22 protein-coding genes are annotated in these 20,068 nt (G+C 32.7%); 19 read left to right on the top strand and 3 right to left on the bottom strand.

Going from position 1 to position 20,068, the window contains the following annotated elements; all coding sequences use genetic code 11:
* Nucleotides 1–57: 57 nt before the first annotated feature.
* Nucleotides 58–774: a class I SAM-dependent methyltransferase gene (locus tag CELLY_RS11035; protein WP_013621763.1), complete on the bottom strand. Its 717-nt coding sequence runs from the start codon at nt 772–774 to the stop codon at nt 58–60.
* Nucleotides 775–834: 60 nt separating this feature from the next.
* Between CELLY_RS11035 and CELLY_RS11040 the strand changes: the two genes are divergently transcribed.
* The 3 genes from CELLY_RS11040 to CELLY_RS11050 all read left to right on the top strand — a co-directional run bounded on the left by CELLY_RS11040 (nt 835) and on the right by CELLY_RS11050 (nt 2,738).
* Nucleotides 835–1,350, top strand: coding sequence for a DUF2059 domain-containing protein (locus tag CELLY_RS11040; protein WP_013621764.1), 516 nt, complete (start codon nt 835–837; stop codon nt 1,348–1,350).
* Nucleotides 1,350–1,844: a YkgJ family cysteine cluster protein gene (locus CELLY_RS11045; RefSeq protein WP_013621765.1), complete on the top strand. Its 495-nt coding sequence runs from the start codon at nt 1,350–1,352 to the stop codon at nt 1,842–1,844. The genes CELLY_RS11040 and CELLY_RS11045 overlap by 1 nt, the downstream gene beginning before the upstream one ends.
* Before the next feature lie 63 nt (nt 1,845–1,907).
* Nucleotides 1,908–2,738 (top strand): sterol desaturase family protein, encoded by an 831-nt coding sequence (locus CELLY_RS11050; protein ID WP_013621766.1) that lies wholly within the window; start codon nt 1,908–1,910, stop codon nt 2,736–2,738.
* Here the strand turns inward: CELLY_RS11050 and CELLY_RS11055 are convergent.
* Entirely contained in the window at nt 2,735–3,970 is a 1,236-nt protein-coding gene (locus tag CELLY_RS11055; protein ID WP_013621767.1) for an exo-beta-N-acetylmuramidase NamZ family protein, read from the bottom strand. The two genes, CELLY_RS11050 and CELLY_RS11055, sit on opposite strands and share 4 nt — an antisense overlap.
* A gap of 3 nt (nt 3,971–3,973) precedes the next feature.
* Here CELLY_RS11055 and CELLY_RS11060 point away from each other — a divergent pair, with 3 nt between their 5' ends.
* The 10 genes from CELLY_RS11060 (at nt 3,974) to CELLY_RS11105 (ending at nt 15,962) form a co-directional block, all read left to right on the top strand.
* Nucleotides 3,974–5,215, top strand: coding sequence for an ABC transporter permease (locus CELLY_RS11060; protein ID WP_013621768.1), 1,242 nt, complete (start codon nt 3,974–3,976; stop codon nt 5,213–5,215).
* A 92-nt stretch (nt 5,216–5,307) separates the two neighbouring features.
* Entirely contained in the window at nt 5,308–6,288 is a 981-nt protein-coding gene (locus CELLY_RS11065) for a PLP-dependent cysteine synthase family protein (protein ID WP_013621769.1), read from the top strand.
* A gap of 12 nt (nt 6,289–6,300) precedes the next feature.
* On the top strand, nt 6,301–6,888 hold the full coding sequence (locus CELLY_RS11070; protein WP_013621770.1) for a sugar O-acetyltransferase: 588 nt from the start codon (nt 6,301–6,303) through the stop codon (nt 6,886–6,888).
* Nucleotides 6,889–6,914: 26 nt separating this feature from the next.
* Nucleotides 6,915–7,697, top strand: coding sequence for an aldose epimerase family protein (locus CELLY_RS11075; RefSeq protein ID WP_013621771.1), 783 nt, complete (start codon nt 6,915–6,917; stop codon nt 7,695–7,697).
* Nucleotides 7,698–7,765: 68 nt separating this feature from the next.
* Nucleotides 7,766–9,490, top strand: coding sequence for a SulP family inorganic anion transporter (locus tag CELLY_RS11080; RefSeq protein WP_013621772.1), 1,725 nt, complete (start codon nt 7,766–7,768; stop codon nt 9,488–9,490).
* Nucleotides 9,491–9,555: 65 nt separating this feature from the next.
* A complete protein-coding gene (locus CELLY_RS11085) occupies nt 9,556–10,965 on the top strand; it encodes an MBL fold metallo-hydrolase (protein ID WP_013621773.1) in 1,410 nt (469 codons plus the stop codon).
* Between the two features lie 189 nt (nt 10,966–11,154).
* The gene (gene fucP, locus CELLY_RS11090; RefSeq protein ID WP_013621774.1) at nt 11,155–12,522 is read left to right on the top strand and encodes an L-fucose:H+ symporter permease; all 1,368 of its coding nucleotides are present in this window, start codon (nt 11,155–11,157) and stop codon (nt 12,520–12,522) included.
* A 103-nt stretch (nt 12,523–12,625) separates the two neighbouring features.
* A complete protein-coding gene (locus tag CELLY_RS11095) occupies nt 12,626–13,675 on the top strand; it encodes a lactonase family protein (RefSeq protein WP_013621775.1) in 1,050 nt (349 codons plus the stop codon).
* Nucleotides 13,676–13,759: 84 nt separating this feature from the next.
* Nucleotides 13,760–15,121, top strand: a complete 1,362-nt coding sequence (gene hemN, locus CELLY_RS11100; RefSeq protein WP_013621776.1) for an oxygen-independent coproporphyrinogen III oxidase — start codon at nt 13,760–13,762, stop codon at nt 15,119–15,121.
* Nucleotides 15,122–15,143: 22 nt separating this feature from the next.
* Complete coding sequence (locus CELLY_RS11105; RefSeq protein WP_013621777.1) at nt 15,144–15,962, top strand: universal stress protein; 819 nt, start codon at nt 15,144–15,146, stop codon at nt 15,960–15,962.
* Nucleotides 15,963–16,271: 309 nt separating this feature from the next.
* Here the strand turns inward: CELLY_RS11105 and CELLY_RS17080 are convergent, their stop codons facing one another.
* Nucleotides 16,272–16,448, bottom strand: a complete 177-nt coding sequence (locus CELLY_RS17080) for a hypothetical protein (RefSeq protein ID WP_013621778.1) — start codon at nt 16,446–16,448, stop codon at nt 16,272–16,274.
* 181 nt (nt 16,449–16,629) lie between these two features.
* Between CELLY_RS17080 and CELLY_RS11115 the strand changes: the two genes are divergently transcribed.
* From CELLY_RS11115 to CELLY_RS11140, 6 genes are all read left to right on the top strand, one after another.
* On the top strand, nt 16,630–16,959 hold the full coding sequence (locus tag CELLY_RS11115) for a YtxH domain-containing protein (protein WP_013621779.1): 330 nt from the start codon (nt 16,630–16,632) through the stop codon (nt 16,957–16,959).
* Nucleotides 16,960–17,307 (top strand): hypothetical protein, encoded by a 348-nt coding sequence (locus CELLY_RS11120; protein ID WP_013621780.1) that lies wholly within the window; start codon nt 16,960–16,962, stop codon nt 17,305–17,307.
* Nucleotides 17,308–17,317: 10 nt separating this feature from the next.
* Nucleotides 17,318–17,515, top strand: coding sequence for a hypothetical protein (locus CELLY_RS11125; protein ID WP_038507472.1), 198 nt, complete (start codon nt 17,318–17,320; stop codon nt 17,513–17,515).
* Nucleotides 17,516–17,554: 39 nt separating this feature from the next.
* Entirely contained in the window at nt 17,555–17,872 is a 318-nt protein-coding gene (locus CELLY_RS11130; RefSeq protein ID WP_013621782.1) for a hypothetical protein, read from the top strand.
* 483 nt (nt 17,873–18,355) lie between these two features.
* Nucleotides 18,356–19,345, top strand: coding sequence for a hypothetical protein (locus CELLY_RS11135; RefSeq protein ID WP_013621783.1), 990 nt, complete (start codon nt 18,356–18,358; stop codon nt 19,343–19,345).
* Between the two features lie 159 nt (nt 19,346–19,504).
* Complete coding sequence (locus CELLY_RS11140; RefSeq protein ID WP_038506174.1) at nt 19,505–20,011, top strand: hypothetical protein; 507 nt, start codon at nt 19,505–19,507, stop codon at nt 20,009–20,011.
* Nucleotides 20,012–20,068: the final 57 nt, after the last annotated feature.

Here is a 20,068-nt window from a genome sequence, read left to right on the forward strand (position 1 = left end):
TATAACTAACAATTAGTTGCAACAAAACCCTACTTACAAACGTATAAAAGGGCACTTCTATTGCTTAGCAACAGTAAGTTTAGCTAAATAGTCGTAATGTTCTCCTTCAACTATCAATTCACAATTAAAACCATTTAAAATAGCTGCGCGTTGTAGTGTGTTGTAATCCAAATATAACCAAGGAAAAGTATCGCTTTTTTCATTTTTGTATTGCATTTCGTAATCTACCTCTCCGTAATAATCTTTACCAGGAGGAATCCAGTAGCCGCCATCTTCATCTTCCTCAAACATATAAATTATGTCACTAGAATCTAGTAGCAATTGTCCGTTTGTATTTAATAAAGATTTTAAGTGTTGTAGGTAGTCTCCTAGCTTATTTAGCTCGCCTACAATACCAATACCATTCATTAGTAGTAAAAGAGTATCATATGTAGTAGAGTTGTGCTCTAGTATTTTAGCATTTATGGTTTTAGATATGCCTCTTTTTTTACAAGCTTCTATGGCTCCTTTAGATGAGTCTAAAGCGGTAACATCTATATTTTTATTTTGTAAATACAAGCTATGGCTACCAGCGCCACAACCAATATCTAAAACCTTTCCTTTACTTAAATTTAGTGCTTTTTGCTCTATAATTGGCATTTCTGCATAACTCCTAAAAAGGTATGGCACGGGAATTGTATCATCTTCAGAAATAGAGGAACGCGTTACAATGTCTTCTTTGTAGGTATTATTAAGATAATCTAACATTGCGGCACCAAAAATATCGCTTCCCATTTTATTTGTATTTTAGCCAACAAAAGTGGCATTTTTTAACAACATTAGAAAGTATTTTATATGAAACAACTTGGTATTGCATTAGTTTTAGTTCTTTTTTTTGCAACAAATGGTATTGCACAAACAAAAAAAGATAATAGTTTGGTAGCAACTTATTTAAAAGCCAATGGTTCTGCGGCTCAATACCAGTATGCGTATGACCAATTACTTACAATGTTGCATAAAAATCATCCAAAAACAGATAAGAATGCAGATGCTTACAAATATTTAAATGATAATAAAAGTAAGGCTGTAGCTGAAATTTTAAACGATTTAGAAGTAGTATATACAAAACATTTTACACAAGAAGATATTAAAGAAATGTTAGGCTTTTATAGAGGTGAAGCTGCTAAACAAATGCTAGCAGACAGAACAAAAATGACAGAGGAACAAAAACAAGAGCTTAATGCATATTACAACTCTGAGGTTGGAAAAAAAATAATATCAAAACAACAAGTGCTTAGCAAAGAAATAGGAGCTGCTTCTGAGGCTTGGAGCAGAGATTTGTATGAAACAGCTATGAGTTTATTAAAATAATGAAAGAAGTTTTAAAAGAACTACCCAAAAAGGCGAAACAAAAGCAAAACGAGAATAAAAAGTTTTTTACCAAACTTAAAAAAAAGCCGCCAAAAAATTTAGATTATGTAATGCAAGAACTTCATGAAGAGGAGTTTACTAAAACAGATTGCCTTACTTGTGCCAACTGCTGTAAAACAACAGGGCCTTTATTTACCAATGCAGATGTAGAGCGCATTGCAAAATTTTTTAGGCAAAAACCACAGCAGTTTATAGAAAACTATTTACGTATAGATGAAGATAATGATTATGTATTGCAAAGTGTACCCTGCACCTTTTTAGGCTCAGATAATTATTGCTCTATATACGATGTAAGGCCAAAGGCGTGCAGAGAGTTTCCGCATACAGACCGTAAAAAGTTTCAGCAAATAAGTAATTTAACAATGAAAAATATTGCTATTTGTCCGGCTGCTTATAATATTGTAGAAGAAATGAAAAAGAGAATTAAAGTGTAGTAATTATGCTTTTATATACAAACCGTTAACTAAAAAGTTAACGGTTTTTTTTATATTTAGAAGATGGAAAGTATAATTACATATTTTGAAACCATACCGTCTGCTCACCGTAGCTTTATTTTAGTTGGTGGTATTACATTTTTTTGGCTTTTAGAAGGTATTTTACCGTTACAAAGTTTTACGTATAAAAAATGGCGACACGCATTGCCTAATTTGTTTTTTACTTTTACTACCGTTGTAATAAATTTTTTGCTCGCTTTTTTATTGCTTAAAACAAGTGATTGGACTGTTGTAAATAACTTTGGGATTATAAATTGGTTACCACAAATGCCTTTATGGTTGTATGTGATAATAGGTGTAATGTTACTAGATTTTTTTGGCGCTTACCTAGCACACTTTACAGAGCATAAAGTAAAACCGTTGTGGATGGTACATTTGGTTCACCATACAGACCATAATGTAGACACTACTACAGCAAACAGGCACCACCCGTTAGAGAGCGTAATACGTTTTGTGTTTACTTTAGCAGGTGTTTTTATTGTTGGTGCACCAATGGGTGTTGTAATGTTATATCAATCTTTATCATTAGTTGCTACACAATTTGGACACGCTAACATTAAACTACCTAAGAGGGTAGATGAGGTTATAAGTTATTTTTTAGTATCTCCAGATATGCACAAAGTGCATCATCATTATGTTTTGCCTTATACCGACTCCAATTACGGCAACATTTTCTCAGTTTGGGATAGGTTGTTTGGTACATTTATGAAATTAGACCGTGATAGTATTGTATATGGTGTAGATACTTTTCCAGATGAGGTAGAGAATGCAAGTATAAAAGGGCTGCTAAAGCAACCCTTTCATAAATATAGGAAACCTACAACTAAAACTTAGTTGTAAATAAGGTATTTAGCTCTTATTTTTTTAAACTCTTCAATAGCTGGTTGCCAAGTCTTTTTAATTTCAGATTCAGACATACCAGATTCTATTTGTTTTTGCAATTTATCTGTACCAGCGTGTTTTGTAAATCCGCTTGTTAAAAATACGTTGCTTTTATCAGTACTATTTTCATAAGCATCTATAATCCATTTTAATGTCATAGTGTTCATTCTTTCAGATTTAGACAAGTCATTACCATAACATAGTTTCCCTTTGTGTTTTGGGTTTTTAGATCCAAAATTAGGTTGCGGAGTATAAGTAAAGCCATATTTTGTACTGTCTAAAAAAGGAGCACCATAACGCTGAAACTGAAACTCTGTACCACGGCCAGCGTTAATGTTCATACCTTCAAACAAACCTAAACTAGGGTATAGTGTAATTGCAGTATTGTTTGGTAGGTTAGGAGAAGGCCTAATAGGTAAATTATAATCACTTGTGTGCTCATAATTATTAAGCTTAATTATAGTTAAGTCGGCTTTTTTATTGCCATTTAACCAGCCTTCTTCATTTATCATTGTAGCATATTCTGCAATGGTCATTCCGTATACTAACGGAATATTTGTCATTCCTAAAAAGCCTCTATGTTCAGTTTCCATAGTTGGTCCGTCTACATAATGTCCGTTTGGGTTTGGCCTATCTAATACCACAACTTTAATGTTGTTTTCTGCACAAGCTTCCATAACCAATTGCAATGTAGCTATGTAAGTGTAAAAGCGTACACCAACATCTTGTATATCAAAAAGCACCACATCAATATCTTTTAACTGTGTATTATTTGGCTTTCTATTTTTACCGTATAGTGATATTAAAGGTAAACCAGTTTTAGTGTCTACGCCATCTTTTACGTGTTCACCAGCATCTACCTTGCCTCTAAAACCGTGTTCTGGAGCAAAAACTTTTTTTATATTAATCTGCAATGTTTGTAAAGAATCTACAATATGCGTGTAGGTGCTGTCTGTTTTAAAAATTACACTAGTTTGGTTGGCAACAATTGCAACCTTTTTACCTTCTAATAATGGCAAGTAATCATTAGTTTTATTAGCTGCAACTACAATTTTTTTAGGGGGTATAATTGTAGGTTTTTTTTCTGTATTGGCTGTAAAATTAGCTTTTGGGGCGTTTCCGCAAGCAGAAAGTATTAAAAACCATAATAAAACTGTACTTTTGAAACCGGATAAAATTGCCATAAATTGAACTTAGAATTTTTTATTACTAAACGCCTAATTAAAGGTAAAGAGAATAAAAGTAGTATATCTGCGCCAATAATAAAAATTGCTATTGTAGCAATTGCATTGAGCGTAATTATGATGCTTTTTGCTATTGCAACAGGAGATGGCTTAAAAGAAAAGGTAAGAGAAAAAGTAGCCGCTTTTAATGGGCATATTCAAATTTTTAATTATGACAATAACACCTCAGATGTGTCTGTTGTTCCTGTGTCTATAAATCAAGAATTTTATCCAGAATTTAAAAATATAGACGGTATTACTCACGTACAAGCCATAGCCAATAAAGGAGGTATAATTATTACAGATGATACTTTTGAAGGTATAATAGCAAAAGGCGTAGGCAAAGATTATAATTGGGATGTTTTTAAAGAGTATGTAGTAGCTGGTAGGTTGCCTAATTACAATGATAAATTAAATGAAGAAGTTTTGGTGTCTTCATTAATTGCTAATAAGTTACAGTTAAAGGTTGGCGATACCTTTTCTACCTTCTTTTTAAAAGACAACAACCCATCACAAACACCAAACCGCAGAAATTTTACTATTGTTGGTTTGTATGATAGTGGTTTTGAAGAATTTGATGGCACGTATGTTTTTGTAGACATACGCCATATACAACGTATTAATAAATGGAGCAAAGACCAAGTTGGTAGTTTTGAAGTCTTTTTAAATAGTTTTGATGCTATAGACCAAAAAAGCAAAGAAATTTACGGCACTACGGTTTCTACATTAGACTCTAGCAATATAAAAGATAAATACCGTAGTATTTTTGAGTGGATAGGTTTGTTTGATTTTAATGTGGCACTTATTATTGGTATTATGATAATTGTTGGCGGTATTAATATGATAACTGCTCTGTTGGTTTTAATTTTAGAGCGCACACAAATGATAGGTATTTTAAAAGCTCTTGGTGCTGCAAATTGGAGTGTACGTAAAGTGTTTTTATACAATGCAGTTTACTTAATTGCAATTGGGCTTTTTTGGGGCAATTTAATAGGTTTAGGCTTGTTGTGGTTACAAAATAAATTTAAGTTTTTAACTTTTGCAGATCCTAAAGAATACTATATAGAGTACATACCTGTGCATATAGATACTGTTACAGTATTAATTTTAAACATAGGTGTAATGCTACTTTGTTTGCTTATGTTGTTACTACCATCTTACATAATTACAAGAATAAGTCCAGTAAAGTCTATTAAGTTTGAGTAGACTAACAACATACATAATCTAACAATAACTTTAGGTTTAGTTATTTTTCTGTGTCATTAATTTATCTTTGCACTTAAATAGAAACGATTTAAATGAATTACGCAGAGAATATTTTAGAGACTATTGGTAATACACCATTAGTTAAATTAAATAAACTAACAGAAGAATTACCTTGTTTGGTATTGTCTAAATACGAAACTTTTAATCCTGGGAATTCTGTAAAAGACCGTATGGCTTTACAGATGATTGAAGATGCAGAGGCAGACGGAAGGCTTAAACCAGGCGGAACAATAATAGAAGGTACTTCTGGTAATACAGGAATGGGATTGGCATTGGCTGCTATAATAAAAGGATACAAATGTATTTTTGTAATGGCAGATAAACAGTCTAAAGAAAAAGTAGATATTTTAAAAGCAGTAGGTGCAGAGGTTGTTGTTTGCCCTACAGCGGTAGAGCCAGAGGATCCACGTTCTTACTACTCTGTTTCTAAACGTTTAGGAGAAGAAATACCAAATTCATGGTATGTAAATCAATATGACAATCCGTCTAACGCTAAAGCACATTTTTTAAGTACAGGTCCAGAAATTTGGGAGCAAACAGAAGGTAAAATAACACATTTTGTTGTTGGTGTTGGTACTGGTGGTACTATATCTGGTGTTGGTAAATACCTAAAATCTAAAAACCCTAATGTAAAAGTTTGGGGTGTAGATACATACGGTTCTGTATTTAAAAAATACCATGAGACGGGCGAGTTTGATGAAAACGAGATTTACCCATACATAACAGAAGGTATTGGTGAAGATATTTTACCTAAAAATGTAGATTTTAGTATTATTGATGGTTTTACAAAAGTAACCGACAAAGATGCTGCTGTATACACGCAACGCTTGGCTAAAGAAGAAGGTATGTTTTTAGGCAATAGTGCAGGTGCCGCTATTAAAGGTGTGTTGCAGTTAAAAGAACATTTTACAAAAGATGATGTAGTTGTGGTACTTTTTCACGATCACGGAAGTAGGTATGTTGGTAAAATGTTTAATGATGATTGGATGAGAGAACAAAACTTTATAGAATAAAGGTTAGTGCATATGCAGAGTGAAAAAGAAAAAATGCTTTCTGGTAAGCCGTATTCTCCTTACGATAAACAATTAGCAGCAGAGCGTTTAAAAGCAAAAGAAATTGTTTTTAATTTTAACTCTCGCAGGCCCACACAAATAAAAGAACAAAAGCAAGACTTAATAGAGCTTTTAAGTAAAACTCCTAAGCGGTTCTATATAGAGCCGCCTTTTAGGTGTGATTATGGTTATAATATAGAAATTGGCACTAACTTTTTTGCCAATTATAACCTTACTATTTTAGACTGTGCAAAAGTTACCATAGGAGACAATGTAATGCTAGGTCCTAATGTTGCAATGTATACCGCAACACACCCCATACACCACAGTATTAGAAACAAACATTATGAGCACGCTTTACCTATAACTATTGGTAGTAATGTATGGGTTGGCGGTAACGTTGTTATAAACCCAGGAGTAACTATTGGTGCTAATAGTGTTATTGGTTCTGGTAGTGTAGTAACTAAAAATATTCCTAGTAATGTAGTTGCAGTAGGTAATCCTTGTGTGGTTAAAAGGCAAATTACCGAAGAAGATAAAGTCTATTTTGATATAAAATAGTAACTTGTGTGCTATAATTTTTTAGCATGATAACACTAAAATTAGCAAACCAAACCGTTAAGATTGATAAAGGTGAACTGGTAAATTACATTGTTAATGATGTAGAGTTTATACACCAAAAGGGAGATCCAGGTTGGCGAAACGCAGATACAGAAATGTTTCCTATTATTGGGCCAACTGCAGAAGCAAATTTTAAGGTACAAACACCAAAAGGAGATGCTGTGCAAGACCAACACGGTTTATTAAGAGAGTTAGCATATACACTGGTAGAAAATAGCAGTACTACGGCAATTTTTCAAAAGGAGTATAAGGCCAATACCAAAGTAACCAATTCTAAATATCCAAATAAATCTACTGTAAGTGAATTGTACTGGCCATATGATTTTCAATTTCAAAAAAAATACCAACTTACTAATAGCGGGTTAAAAATCACATTTACAATTACAGCAGAAGAAGGTATGCCGTATATGTTAGGGTACCATCCTGCTTTTAAAACCGAAAACAGTACTACACAAGTTAGTTATGGAGAAAATACTAAAGCTAGTGTACAAGATATAAAAGCTGCCGGTAGTGTGGCTTATCCTTTAAGAGATGTTACTAAGGCAGAACTACAAAATACAAATGCTATTACTATAGAAACCCAAGGTTTTAAAGAGTTAATGTTATGGACAGAGGTAGACACTATGTTATGTATAGAGCCTATTACATTTTACCCTTATGATGTTGCACAAAACAAATTATTTAAAGGGTTTAGCCATATAGCTAAGTTGCCAGCTGAATATAAAGTGTTTTTAAAACCAATTAATTAGTAAATTATTTGTCACCCAATTTTTCAAATTTTTATTTATACTATAAACAATAACTGTAAATTTGCCTAATGCAGCATTTCTTTCCCATACTAACGTGGCTTAAAAGCTATAAAAAAGGAGATTTTATAAAAGACTTATTGGCTGGTTTTACCGTTGGTATTATTTTAATCCCTCAAGGTATGGCATATGCTATGATTGCTGGTTTACCACCGGTTTATGGTCTGTATGCAGCCTTGTTTCCTACCTTAATGTATGTTTTTTTAGGAACATCTAGGCAGTTGGCTGTGGGGCCTGTTGCTATGGATTCTTTATTGGTTGCAGCCGGTTTAGGAGCTTTGTCACTTGCCACTACACAAGATTATATTGCTATGGCAATTGTGTTGGGTTTTATGGTTGGTGCTACTCAGTTTTTATTGGGGTTATTTAGAATGGGTTTTTTAGTAAACTTTATGTCTAAACCTGTAATTAGTGGTTTTACATCTGGTGCAGCAATTATAATTATGTTTAGTCAGCTTAAACATTTACTAGGCGCAAATATAGAGGGCAGTAGCAAATTTGTAACTTTAATAAAAAATGTGTTTGCAAAAGTAGCAGAAACCAATATGTACGACTTTGCCATTGGTATGGTTGGTATACTTATAATAGTGGTAGTAAAAAAAATAAATAAAAAAATACCGTCTATTTTATTTGTAGTAGTATTGGGTATTTTGGCTGTTTACTTTTTTAAACTAGAGCAATACGGAGTAAAAATAGTAGGTGCTATACCAGACGGTTTACCTTCATTTGGTGTACCTAACATAAATATAAAAAACATATTAGATATTTGGCCAATTGCAGTAACATTAGCTTTGGTTGGCTATTTAGAGGCTATTTCAATAGGTAAAGCTTTAGAAGAAAAAAGTGGTAAAGAAACTATAAACCCAAATCAGGAGTTAATTGCTATTGGATCTGCAAATATGGTAGGTTCTTTTTTTAAATCTTTTCCGGTTACAGCAAGTTTTTCTAGGTCCGCTATAAATTATGAGGCAGGAGCAAAAACAAATTTAGCATCACTTTTTAGCGTAATAATGGTAGTGGTGGTGTTATTATTTTTAACACCATTATTTTTCTATCTACCTAAAGCAGTATTAGCATCTATAATAATGGTTTCTGTATTTGGATTAATAGATATAGCTTATCCCAAAGAACTCTGGAAACATCGTAAAGACGAGTTTTTAGTTTTACTAGCAACATTTATTTGTACGGTCTTTATAGGCATAAAAGAGGGTATTTTAGTGGGTGTTTTATTTTCATTATTGTTAATGGTGTACAGAACATCTAAACCACATTTTGCAGTGTTAGGAAACGTAAAAGGTACAGATTATTACAAAAATGTTAGCCGTTTTGGTACAGAGGTAATTACAAGAGATGATTTATTAATAGTTAGGTTTGATGCGCAGTTGTATTTTGGTAATGCAAGCTATTTTAAAACAGAATTGTACAAACACATACACAAAAAAGGTGCCGCTCTAAAAGGTGTAATATTAAATGCTGAAGCCATAAATTATATAGACTCTAGCGCTGCACAAATGCTAGAAAAAGTAATTAGAGAAATTCACGAAAAAAACATACAGTTTTATGTTGCTGGAGCAATAGGTCCTGCAAGAGACATTATTTTTACAAGCGGAATTATAACAGAGTTGCACAGAGAGTTTTTGTTTGTAAAAACATCTGAAGCTGTAACGTATTTTGATGAGCCAAAGGAAATATCAATGTTAAGAGCCAAAGTGGCACACCAAAAAAATTTTAACTGATAAATATCAGTAACTAAAAAAAATAATTAACGTAGTTTTACGCGTTTACAAAATTGAAAAGGATTATGAATATAGAACAGATTTATACAGGATGCTTGGCACAAGGTGCTTATTATATAGAGAGTAATGGCGAGGTTGCAATTATAGACCCGTTAAGAGAAATAGACCCTTATATTAAAAGAGCAACTACAGATAATGCTACTATAAAATATATTTTTGAAACTCATTTTCATGCAGATTTTGTTAGCGGACACGTTTCTTTGTCTAAAGCAACTGGCGCACCAATAGTTTTTGGGCCAAACGCAAATACTGGTTTTGATGCCCTTATAGCAGAAGACTTACAAGAGTTTAAAGTAGGTAATGTAACAATTGTGGTATTACATACACCAGGGCATACTATGGAGAGTACAACCTATTTATTGCGTGATGAAAATGGTAAAGACCACGCTATTTTTTCTGGTGACACATTGTTTTTAGGAGATGTTGGTAGACCAGATTTAGCACAGAAAGCAGGTGAAATTACAGAAAAAGATTTAGCAGGCTTTTTGTTTGATAGTTTACGTAACAAAATTATGCCTTTAGCAGATGATGTTATTGTGTACCCAGCTCACGGTGCAGGTTCTGCTTGTGGTAAAAATATGATGAAAGAAACCGTAGACACACTAGGTAACCAAAAGAAAATGAATTATGCCTTACGTGCAGATATGACTAAGGAAGAATTTATAAAAGAGGTTACAGATGGTTTAGCTCCTCCTCCAAAATATTTTCCGCTTAATGTTAAAATGAATAAAGAGGGGTATGATGATATAGCTGTTGTACAAGAAAGAGGTACAAGACCATTATCACCAGAAGAGTTAGAGGTTGTAGCAAATGAAACTAATGCAATTGTTTTAGATGTTAGGCACCAAAATGAATATGTAGAAGAACACATACCAAGATCTATTTTTATAGGACTTAATGGTAGTTTTGCTCCTTGGGTAGGTGCTTTAATTGCAGATGTTAAGCAACCTATTGTTTTGGTTGTACCAGACGGACTAGAAAAAGAAGCAATTACACGCTTGTCTCGTGTTGGTTTTGATAATACTATTGGTTATTTAAAAGGTGGTATTGAAGCTTGGAAAGCTGCGGGTAAAGAAGTAGATAGCTTACGCTCTATATCTGCACAAGAAGCTAAAAAAGAAATTGCAGAAAAAAATGCACCTGTTTTTGATGTTCGTAAAGTAGGCGAGTACCAGTCAGAGCATTTAGTAGATGTTACAAGTACACCATTAAGTATGCTAAACAACCATTTAGCAGAGTTTCCTAAAGAAGAAACTTTTTATATACATTGTGCTGGTGGTTACAGATCTGTAATTGCTGCATCTATTTTAAAAAGCAGAGGAATTCATAATTTAGTAGATATTGCAGGTGGTTTTGCGGCTATGCGTAAAGCAGATATGAATATAACAAAATACGTTTGTCCATCTACTTTGTAGTAGTAGCACAACACAAATTACAAAAGGTTAAAACAGTTTGGTGCTTACCAGCTTGTTTTAACCTTTTTTGTTTTTAGTAGCTATTGCGTCATAATTACTTTAAAACCATCTGTTAGTCGAAAAAAAATGGTTTACGTGCTGTCTTTTAAATACATTGTACATTAAATTAAAAACCAAACAAACTACGATATGAAAACTACAAGCAAAGTACCTGTTGTAACCAAAAAAATGTTGCTTCCGTTTATTTTAATTACTTCTTTATTTGCCTTATGGGGCTTTGCTAATGCAGTTACAGACCCTATGGTATCTGCATTTAAAAAAGTGTTAGAACTTAGCAACACACAGGCATCTATGGTACAAATGGCTTTTTACGGTGGTTACTTTTGTATGGCATTACCGGCAGCAATGTTTATGCGTAAATACTCATACAAAGTAGGTGTGTTAATTGGTTTAGGCTTGTTTGCAACGGGAGCATTACTTTTTTATCCGGCAGCAGTAACAGAGCAATTTTGGTTTTTTTGTTTAGGCTTGTATATTTTAACCTTTGGCTTGGCTTTTTTAGAGACAGCAGCAAACCCATATGCATTAGCAATGGGAGCAAAAGAAACAGCTACACAGCGTTTAAATTTGGCACAAGCGTTTAATCCGGTTGGGTTAATTGCGGGTATTTTAATTGCTAAATTTTTTGTAGCAGAAAAACTACAGTCAGATGATTATGAAAACTTTGCAGCATTAGACTCCGTTAAAAAAGCGGCTATAACTGCATCAGATTTAGCGGTTATTAGAGACCCGTATGTGATTTTAGGATTAGTTTTAATTGGTTTTTTTGTATTGTTTTTGGTAAGTAAAATGCCTCAGAATAGTACAGAGGGTAAAATGCCAAGCATAAAAGAGACATTTAAAGACTTAGCTAAAAATAAAAAATATGCGTTGGGTGTTTTAGCGCAAATACTATACGTAGGAGCACAAATTATGTGTTGGACCTATATTTATCAATACGTAGAAGGCTTGGTTAATACCGGTGTTTTTAAAGAAAGTTATATTACAGTATTTGGTACAGAGGTATTAAAAGACGGATTCTATTATCAAATTATAGCCTTTTTACTTTTTGTAGTTGGTAGGGCTATTGGCACAGCAATGTTGCGTTTTATGAGCGCAGGTAAACTACTTTCTGGTTTTGCAGTACTGGCAATTGTATTTGTTTTAGGTACTATTTTTATAGATGGTATGTTTGGCTTGTATAGTTTGGTGGGCGTATCATTTTGTTTGTCTTTAATGTTTCCTACTATTTATGGTATTGCTTTAGATGGCTTAACAGAAGACCAGTCTAAAGTAGGTTCTGCAGGTTTAATAATGGCAATTGTTGGTGGTGCTTTAATGCCACCTCTACAGGGTTTAATTATAGATATGGGAGGTACAGGAGTATCAGACACCACAATAATGGGCGTATCAGAAATTAATTTCTCTTTTATATTGCCTTTTTTATGTTTTGTATACATAGCTTGGTATGGCTATATGGTGTTTAAAAAGTATGAGGCTGGTGTAATAACAACATAATTACACAAACACTTTTTTAAGCTATTGTAAATTTAAAGTAGCTTATAAAGTAATGTTACTCTTTTATTTGTAATTTGTGTTTTAAATAACTAGCATTTAAATTATGATTGTATTGGTTGGTGGTTACACCCAAAAAATGTCTGAAACCTTAATAGGAAAAAGTAAAGGTATTTACATTTTAAAATGGAATAAAGATACAGGTACTACTACAGAAATAGGACATTTACCACTTAAAAACCCAAGCTATTTTGCTTACAATGAAAAAAACAATTGTTTGTATGTTATTGAAGAAATTGCCTATGAAGATACACCAAAACTAAAAGTGTTTAAACACAACGGTAATGGTAATTATACATTTATAGATGAAAAATACATACACGGCGCATACCCTTGCCACATAGCCATATCACCAAATGGTAAAGAAGTTGCTGTTGCCAATTATGGTACAGGAAATGCTGAGGTGTATGCCATACAGAAAAACGGTTTTGTGCAAAATGCTCAAATTTTACAACATACCGGTAAAGGAGTAAACCCAGGCAGACAAGAAGGGCCGCACGCGCATATGTGCTTGTACAACAAAAACAGAATGTATGTAACAGACCTAGGTTTAGATGTTGTTAAAACCTATGAAAAAGGTAGCAATACTGGTTTTATGAATAGGGCTAACTTAGACTTTAAAGTAGCCGCAGGTAGTGGAGCAAGACACTGTGTTTTTCATCCTAAAAAAGAGTTTGTGTATGTGTTAACCGAAATGTTTGGTACTGTAAGTGTATTTTCTACTAAAGACAGTAGTTTGTTGCAAACCATAAAATTGTTGCCAGAATCTTTTACAGGTTTGCCAGGTGCGGCAGCTATTAGAATAAGTGATAACGGAAAATTTTTATACGCATCAGAAAGAACCACTAGTCAAATTATAGTTTTTAAGATTGATAAAAAAACGGGAGAATTAACATTGGTAGAGCGTGTAGATGCGGGCAGTAAAGTACCAAGAGATTTTAATTTGTCTCCGTCTGAAGATTGGTTACTGGTTGCTGGTCAAAGCTCTAATGATGTAAGTGTTTTTAAAAGAAATAAAGATGAAGGTACGTTAACCCTATCACACCAAATAAAAGACATAAATACCCCAACTTGCATAGTTTGGCATAAAGCCTAAATTGTATTTTTTTGGTAATATGACATTTGTCATAGTTATAGCATAAAATAGCCTGTATTTTTACCTTAAAAATACGCTATATAAATGTGCAATTTAGTTCAGAAATACAATATTCCAGGTCCAAGATATACTAGCTACCCAACAGTTCCGTATTGGGATATTAATACGTTCTCTGGTAAGGAGTGGGAGCGTACCTTAATAAAATCTTTTAAAGAAAGTAACGCTACAGAAGGCATCAGTTTGTACATACACTTGCCTTTTTGTGAAAGTCTTTGTACGTTTTGTGGTTGCCATAAACGTATAACCAAAAGGCATGAAGTAGAAACACCTTATATACAAGCAGTATTAAAAGAGTGGCAATTGTATTGCAATATGTTGCCAGAAAAACCAATTGTTAAAGAGTTGCATTTGGGTGGTGGTACACCTACTTTTTTTACACCAGAAAACTTACAGGCACTTATAAATGGTATTTTTAGAAAAGCAGAACGAGCAGCGGAATACGAGTTTAGTTTTGAAGGTCACCCAAACAACACTACTAAAGCACATTTACAAGCATTATATAACGTAGGTTTTAGGCGTGTAAGCTATGGCGTGCAAGATTATAACAGTACGGTACAAAAAGCAATAAACAGAGTACAGTCTTTTGAGAATGTAAAAAATGTAACGGAGTGGGCTAGAGAAATAGGGTATACCTCTGTTGGTCATGATATTATTTTTGGACTGCCACACCAAACACTACAGCACGTAGAAGAAACCATTTTAAAAACAAAAGAATTGCTGCCAGATAGGTTGGCTTTTTACAGTTACGCACACGTACCGTGGTTAAAAGGTAATGGACAGCGAGGTTATAAAGACGAAGATTTGCCAACAGCAACGCAAAAAAGAGACCAGTATGAGAAAGGAAAAAACTTACTAGCAAAAGTAGGTTATAAAGAAATAGGTATGGATCATTTTGCCCTAGAGAACGATAGTTTATACCAGTCTATGGTAACTAACAATTTACATAGAAATTTTATGGGGTATACACCATCTAAAACACAAGTAATGATTGGTTTAGGTGTTTCTAGTATTAGTGATAGTTGGTATAGTTTTGCACAAAATGTAAAAAGTTTAGAAGAATACAATCATTTGGTATTTAATAATATAATTCCTATTTATAGAGGACACATTTTAACACAAGAAGATGTTGTAATTAGAAAACATATTTTAAATTTGATGTGTAGGTTAGAAACTTCTTGGAGTAACAAAAATGAAGAATTTGCACAATTAAGCGAAACTTTAGACAAGTTACAAGAAATGAAGAATGATGGTCTTATAGAAATTTCTTCTACAAAGCTAACTGTATTAGATAAAGGCAGGCCTTTTATTAGAAATATATGTATGGCTTTTGATGTGTTACTACATCAAAAAACACCACAGACAAGACTATTTTCAATGACAATTTAATTATAAACTTTAAATTTTACGCATGAAAAAAATAATAGTACCTGTAGATTTTTCAGATCAATCTAATAAAGCATTAAAAGTTGCTGCATCTTTAGCTAGTAAGCACAACGCAGAGCTTGTAGTTTTGCATATGTTAGAGCTAAATGCTGTAATGATTTCTTCTGAAGGATTACCACAAGAGCAAGTTGTATTTTTATTAAAACTTACAGAAAAAAGATTCTCAGAGTTTTTAGACAAACCATTTTTAAAAGACCTAACAGTAACACCAATAATAAAACATTACAAAGTGTTTAGTGAGGTTAATGAGGTAGCAGAAGAGCACAAAGCAGACTTAATTGTTATGGGCTCCCACGGTGTAGATGGTTTAGAAGAAATTTTTATAGGTAGCAATACAGAGCGTGTAGTGCGTAATGCAACAGTGCCAGTTTTGGTAATTAAAGATGATATTGAAGATTTTACAGTAAACTCTATTGTTTTTGCGTCTAGTTTTAATGAAGATAACATACCAGCTTTTCATAAAGTAAAAAGTTTTGCCAACCTTTTAGGAGCCAAAATAAACTACGTGTATATAAACACACCAGGTGATAATTTTTTAAGTACAGAAGATGCGTATACCAGAATAGCACAGTTTATATCTAAAACCAATGCCGGTATAGAAGTAGAAATTTATAACGACTATACTGTAGAAAAAGGAATTTTAAATTACAGCAATACAACAAATGCAGATTTAATAGCCATATCTACACACGGCAGAAAAGGCTTATCTCACTTTTTTATGGGCAGCATAGGAGAAGATGTTGCAAACCACGCCACCATACCCGTTGTAACATTTAAAATATAAACATAAAAAAAGCAGGTTTTAAAAACCTGCTTTTTCATTTCAACCAAACATGTAATCAATTATTACAACTAACCATTAACCACGTATTATTCTTTTTTTTTAGTACTATTCATTAAAAAACCTACAACTATTGCCACTATTACAATGCATACTAGCGCAAAAATGGCAATCATTATTTTACCATTATTTAAATTAGATAATATTATATTTAATTTCATTATTGGTGGTGTATTTATGTTTTATACCGTAAAGATATTGGCTAAAACCCACCTATAATATGATAATTGTCAGTCTTGTAAAAAAAAGTAATTAAAGTTCTGTACCTGTACTAAAAACAGCAATAGTTAATAGTATTAATGCTGCAATTACAATTATAAATGCAGCTATAGTAATAGTGTTGTTCTGAAAAAAGTAGTTACTTGTTTTTTTCTCTTCTTCTTTCATAAACTTAATATCTTCTTCTCCTTGTTTTAAATCTCTTTTCATTGTTATAGTTTTTAGTGTGTGCACAAGTATACAAGAATGTGGTAAAAACTAGTATCGCAAAAAAAAATAAAAATAACTCAAATGCTTTATGGTAAATGAGTTAAGGATAATATCATTTGCGGCAATGTAACCCCTATAGTTTGCTGAAATTTGTAACACAAACAAATAAAATATAAAAATTATGAGCAATAACAGTAACACATTATTAGGAGTATTAGCAGGAACCGCAGTAGGAGCAACATTAGGAATTTTGTTTGCGCCAGACAAAGGAATTAATACCAGAAGAAAATTGGTAGATGAAGCCGTAGCAACAAAAGAATCTCTTGCAGATAGTGCTTTAGATTTAAGAAATACGGTAGCTGCAACAGTAGCAACAAATAAGGAAACGTTAGACACAAAAATTGAAAATTTAGTATCTGACGCTAGTTACAAAGCAGACGATGTAATTAACCAATTAGAAGGTAAATTAAAAGAGCTAAAGGCTAAAAACAAAAAATTACAAAAATCATAAATGAGTGTAATTAACTCCATAGACAAAACGGCAACTGAAGCCGCAGCGGCTGGAAAAAAATACGTAGATGTATCTAAAAAATACTACGAGCTAAAAGTTTTTCAGCAGTTAACAAGTACATCATCCTATGTAGTAAAAACAGTTATTATAGGAGGCCTACTACTGTTAGCATTTTTGTTTATGGCAATTGGCGCTGCACTGGCTTTAGGAGACTTGTTTAACAATATACCATTAGGGTATTTGGCAGTAGGAGGTATTTTTATACTGTTTGGCCTATTGGTGTATAGTAGAAGAACATTTATAGATAAAATATTAATTAAAAATATGTCTAAAACATATTTTGATTAAACCACAAACTATGCAATACACATCATTTAAGCAAATTGAGCTGGATTTGAAAAGGCTTAGTTTAGAAAGGCAAATACTAGTAGAAGAGCTAAAAGCACAAAAACACCAAGTTGCAGAAGACTTAAAACCATACAACTGGGTAAGCTGGGCTTATAAGCTAGCACGTAAATACGGAGCTTTACTAGTTATTAAAAAACTATTTAAATAAGCTATTGCCTAACGTTTAATCACAAAAACACACACAACTATGAGTAATGAATATGCAAAAAACGAAAGAGATAACATAGAAAAATACCAAGCAAAAGGTTACACAAGTAATTTTAGTGTGGTAGATGGCAAATTGGTAGACGTAGAAGAAAAAACCAAATACACGCCACAACAAGTTTTTGTGGTAGAAGAACACAGGTATGAGGGTATGAGTAACCCGTCTGATATGTCTATACTGTATGTTATAAAAACAGAAGACAACAATAAAGGTACAGCTTTAATTGGCTATGGGCCAACGGGTAATTTAAATGCAGCAGAATTTTTTAAAGACATACCCAAAGAAAATTACAACAATTAAACTGTTCCCCAAAACAGCTCTATATATATGAGAAAAAGCAACACTATTTTTAGTGTTGCTTTTTTGTTTATAGCAAACTACCATTAAAAAGCTACCATTGGTAAAGTATTTTGCTACAACTATACATATGTATGTTTTAAGTAGAAAAATTAATTATAAATTGTAAGAAAATTAGTTAGTTTGTTTTTAAGTTAGAATTGTAAGAGACGAGACTGTTCCCCAAAAGAACCTCTCTTTTAAGAGAGCAGCACTATGTATATAGTGTTGCTTTTTTTTGTAGTAATTTATAATTAAAAAACTACCACAGGTAAACTATTTTATGTCAATTACACATTTCCGTAATTGTGATATAAAAAATAGTTTTACATTGTAGGAAAATTAACAGACAAAAAACAACTAGAAAGGCAAATGTGCGTTTATACAACCATATTGGCGGAATAAACGCAATTAATTGCGTTTATATGTAGTTAGGCAACATAAAAAATGACGCGTAAAAAAATAATAGTTCCTTCAAGATTAACTTTTCAGAACTCAATAGATTTTGTGAAAAATTTGCGCGCTTTAGAACCACATAAAGAAATTAATTTCGACTTTACAAATTTAGTAACAATTGACCCTTTTTCATTACTTCTAGTTTCTAGTGAAATTCAAAGATGTAGGAGTCGACTGAAAGAATCAAAATTCATGGCAACTAATTTTGAACATTGTTCTTACGCAGCTCATATGGGATTTTTTCAAGCTTTTGGAATGAATTTCGGTAAAAAACCAGGAGAAGCTAAAGGTAGTTCGACTTATATCCCGATAAATATTTACAATACACAAGAAATTAAAAAAGATGCTCGTGATTTAATGATTAATCCCGCTGAATTGTTAGAATCCAAAGCAAAGGAGATTTCTAACATTTTAACTCGTAGTGAAAGTGGAGATTTAAATGAAGTTTTGACTTATTGTTTACGTGAGATATTTAGAAATGTAATAGAACATAGTCATTCAGAACAATTTGGATTTTGTGCTCAATATCGACCTTCATTAAATAGAGTTTCCTTTTCTATTATAGACAGAGGAATTGGACTTAAGGAATCTTTAGAAAACAATCCTACTCTAAATTTGAATAATGATGAAGATGCTATTAGAGCAGCTTTAAAACCAGCTACTTCTGGAAAGGTTTATAAAGGTCAGAAAAACAAACCAAAAGGAGAATGGGCTAATTCAGGTTATGGTTTATTTATGACAAGTAATATTTGTAAAAGAGGTGGTGGTTTTTTTATTGCTAGCGGAGATTTTGGATATTACACATCTGAGAATAAAGAAAGAATATTGGAAACACCATTTAAAGGAACTGCTTTGAATTTAGCACTTGACACAAATCGAATAAAAAACTTATATACTATGTTAAGAGAAATAGATAATAATGATATAAAATCGAAAAGCAAACCATCAAAATCCTCAATGGGATTAATGAATAAAAAATAATACGTTGCCTAACACCGTATAAAATTAATGGCTAGTTCTCGCCTACTTACGAATCCCGAAGCGTCGGGACTAGCGGATTTTCTATTCGGTTTTTATTTGCTAAATTTAGTGCTTAAACCACGCAACAAACCATATGCAAACACGTTAGCCACAAGCTGAATGAACCAACTGAAAGCCAAAATAAAATACCTGAAATCATTTCTAAAATCGGAATGGGATTTTAATGATTATCCATTAGAAACGTGGAAAAATCCGAATTCGGAACAAAACAATTTGGAATATGGAGCAAAATTTACGAATTGGTGGAGTTTAGTCGCTCACGGAGAAACGGAAAATAAAGCTGTTGAAAATCTAAAAAAGCACCTTACTGATTTTAAGAATAATAATACGGAAATTCCAAGACCTGGAGCAAATGTTCCATTAGAATATACCGAGAGTGACCGAATTGAAAAAAACGAACATATCGCAGTCGAATTTTTTGACAAAATAATCGGAATTAATTTCTACGACTGTTTTATATCTGACTTGAGTTCATTGCACGATTTTGATTTAGTCAATGAACAAACTTTAGAAAAAATTGAATCTGTATTTGGAATAGTTCCTAGAGACAAAGACTATTTCTTATCCGATATTTTCGAACAAATAAATGAAAAAGCCAGTGGCTAACACCGTGTAAAAAACATAGCTAATAATTACTAAACCAAAAGGTTTTGTATATTTAGT

Source organism: Cellulophaga lytica DSM 7489 (assembly GCF_000190595.1).
Lineage (GTDB): Bacteria > Bacteroidota > Bacteroidia > Flavobacteriales > Flavobacteriaceae > Cellulophaga > Cellulophaga lytica.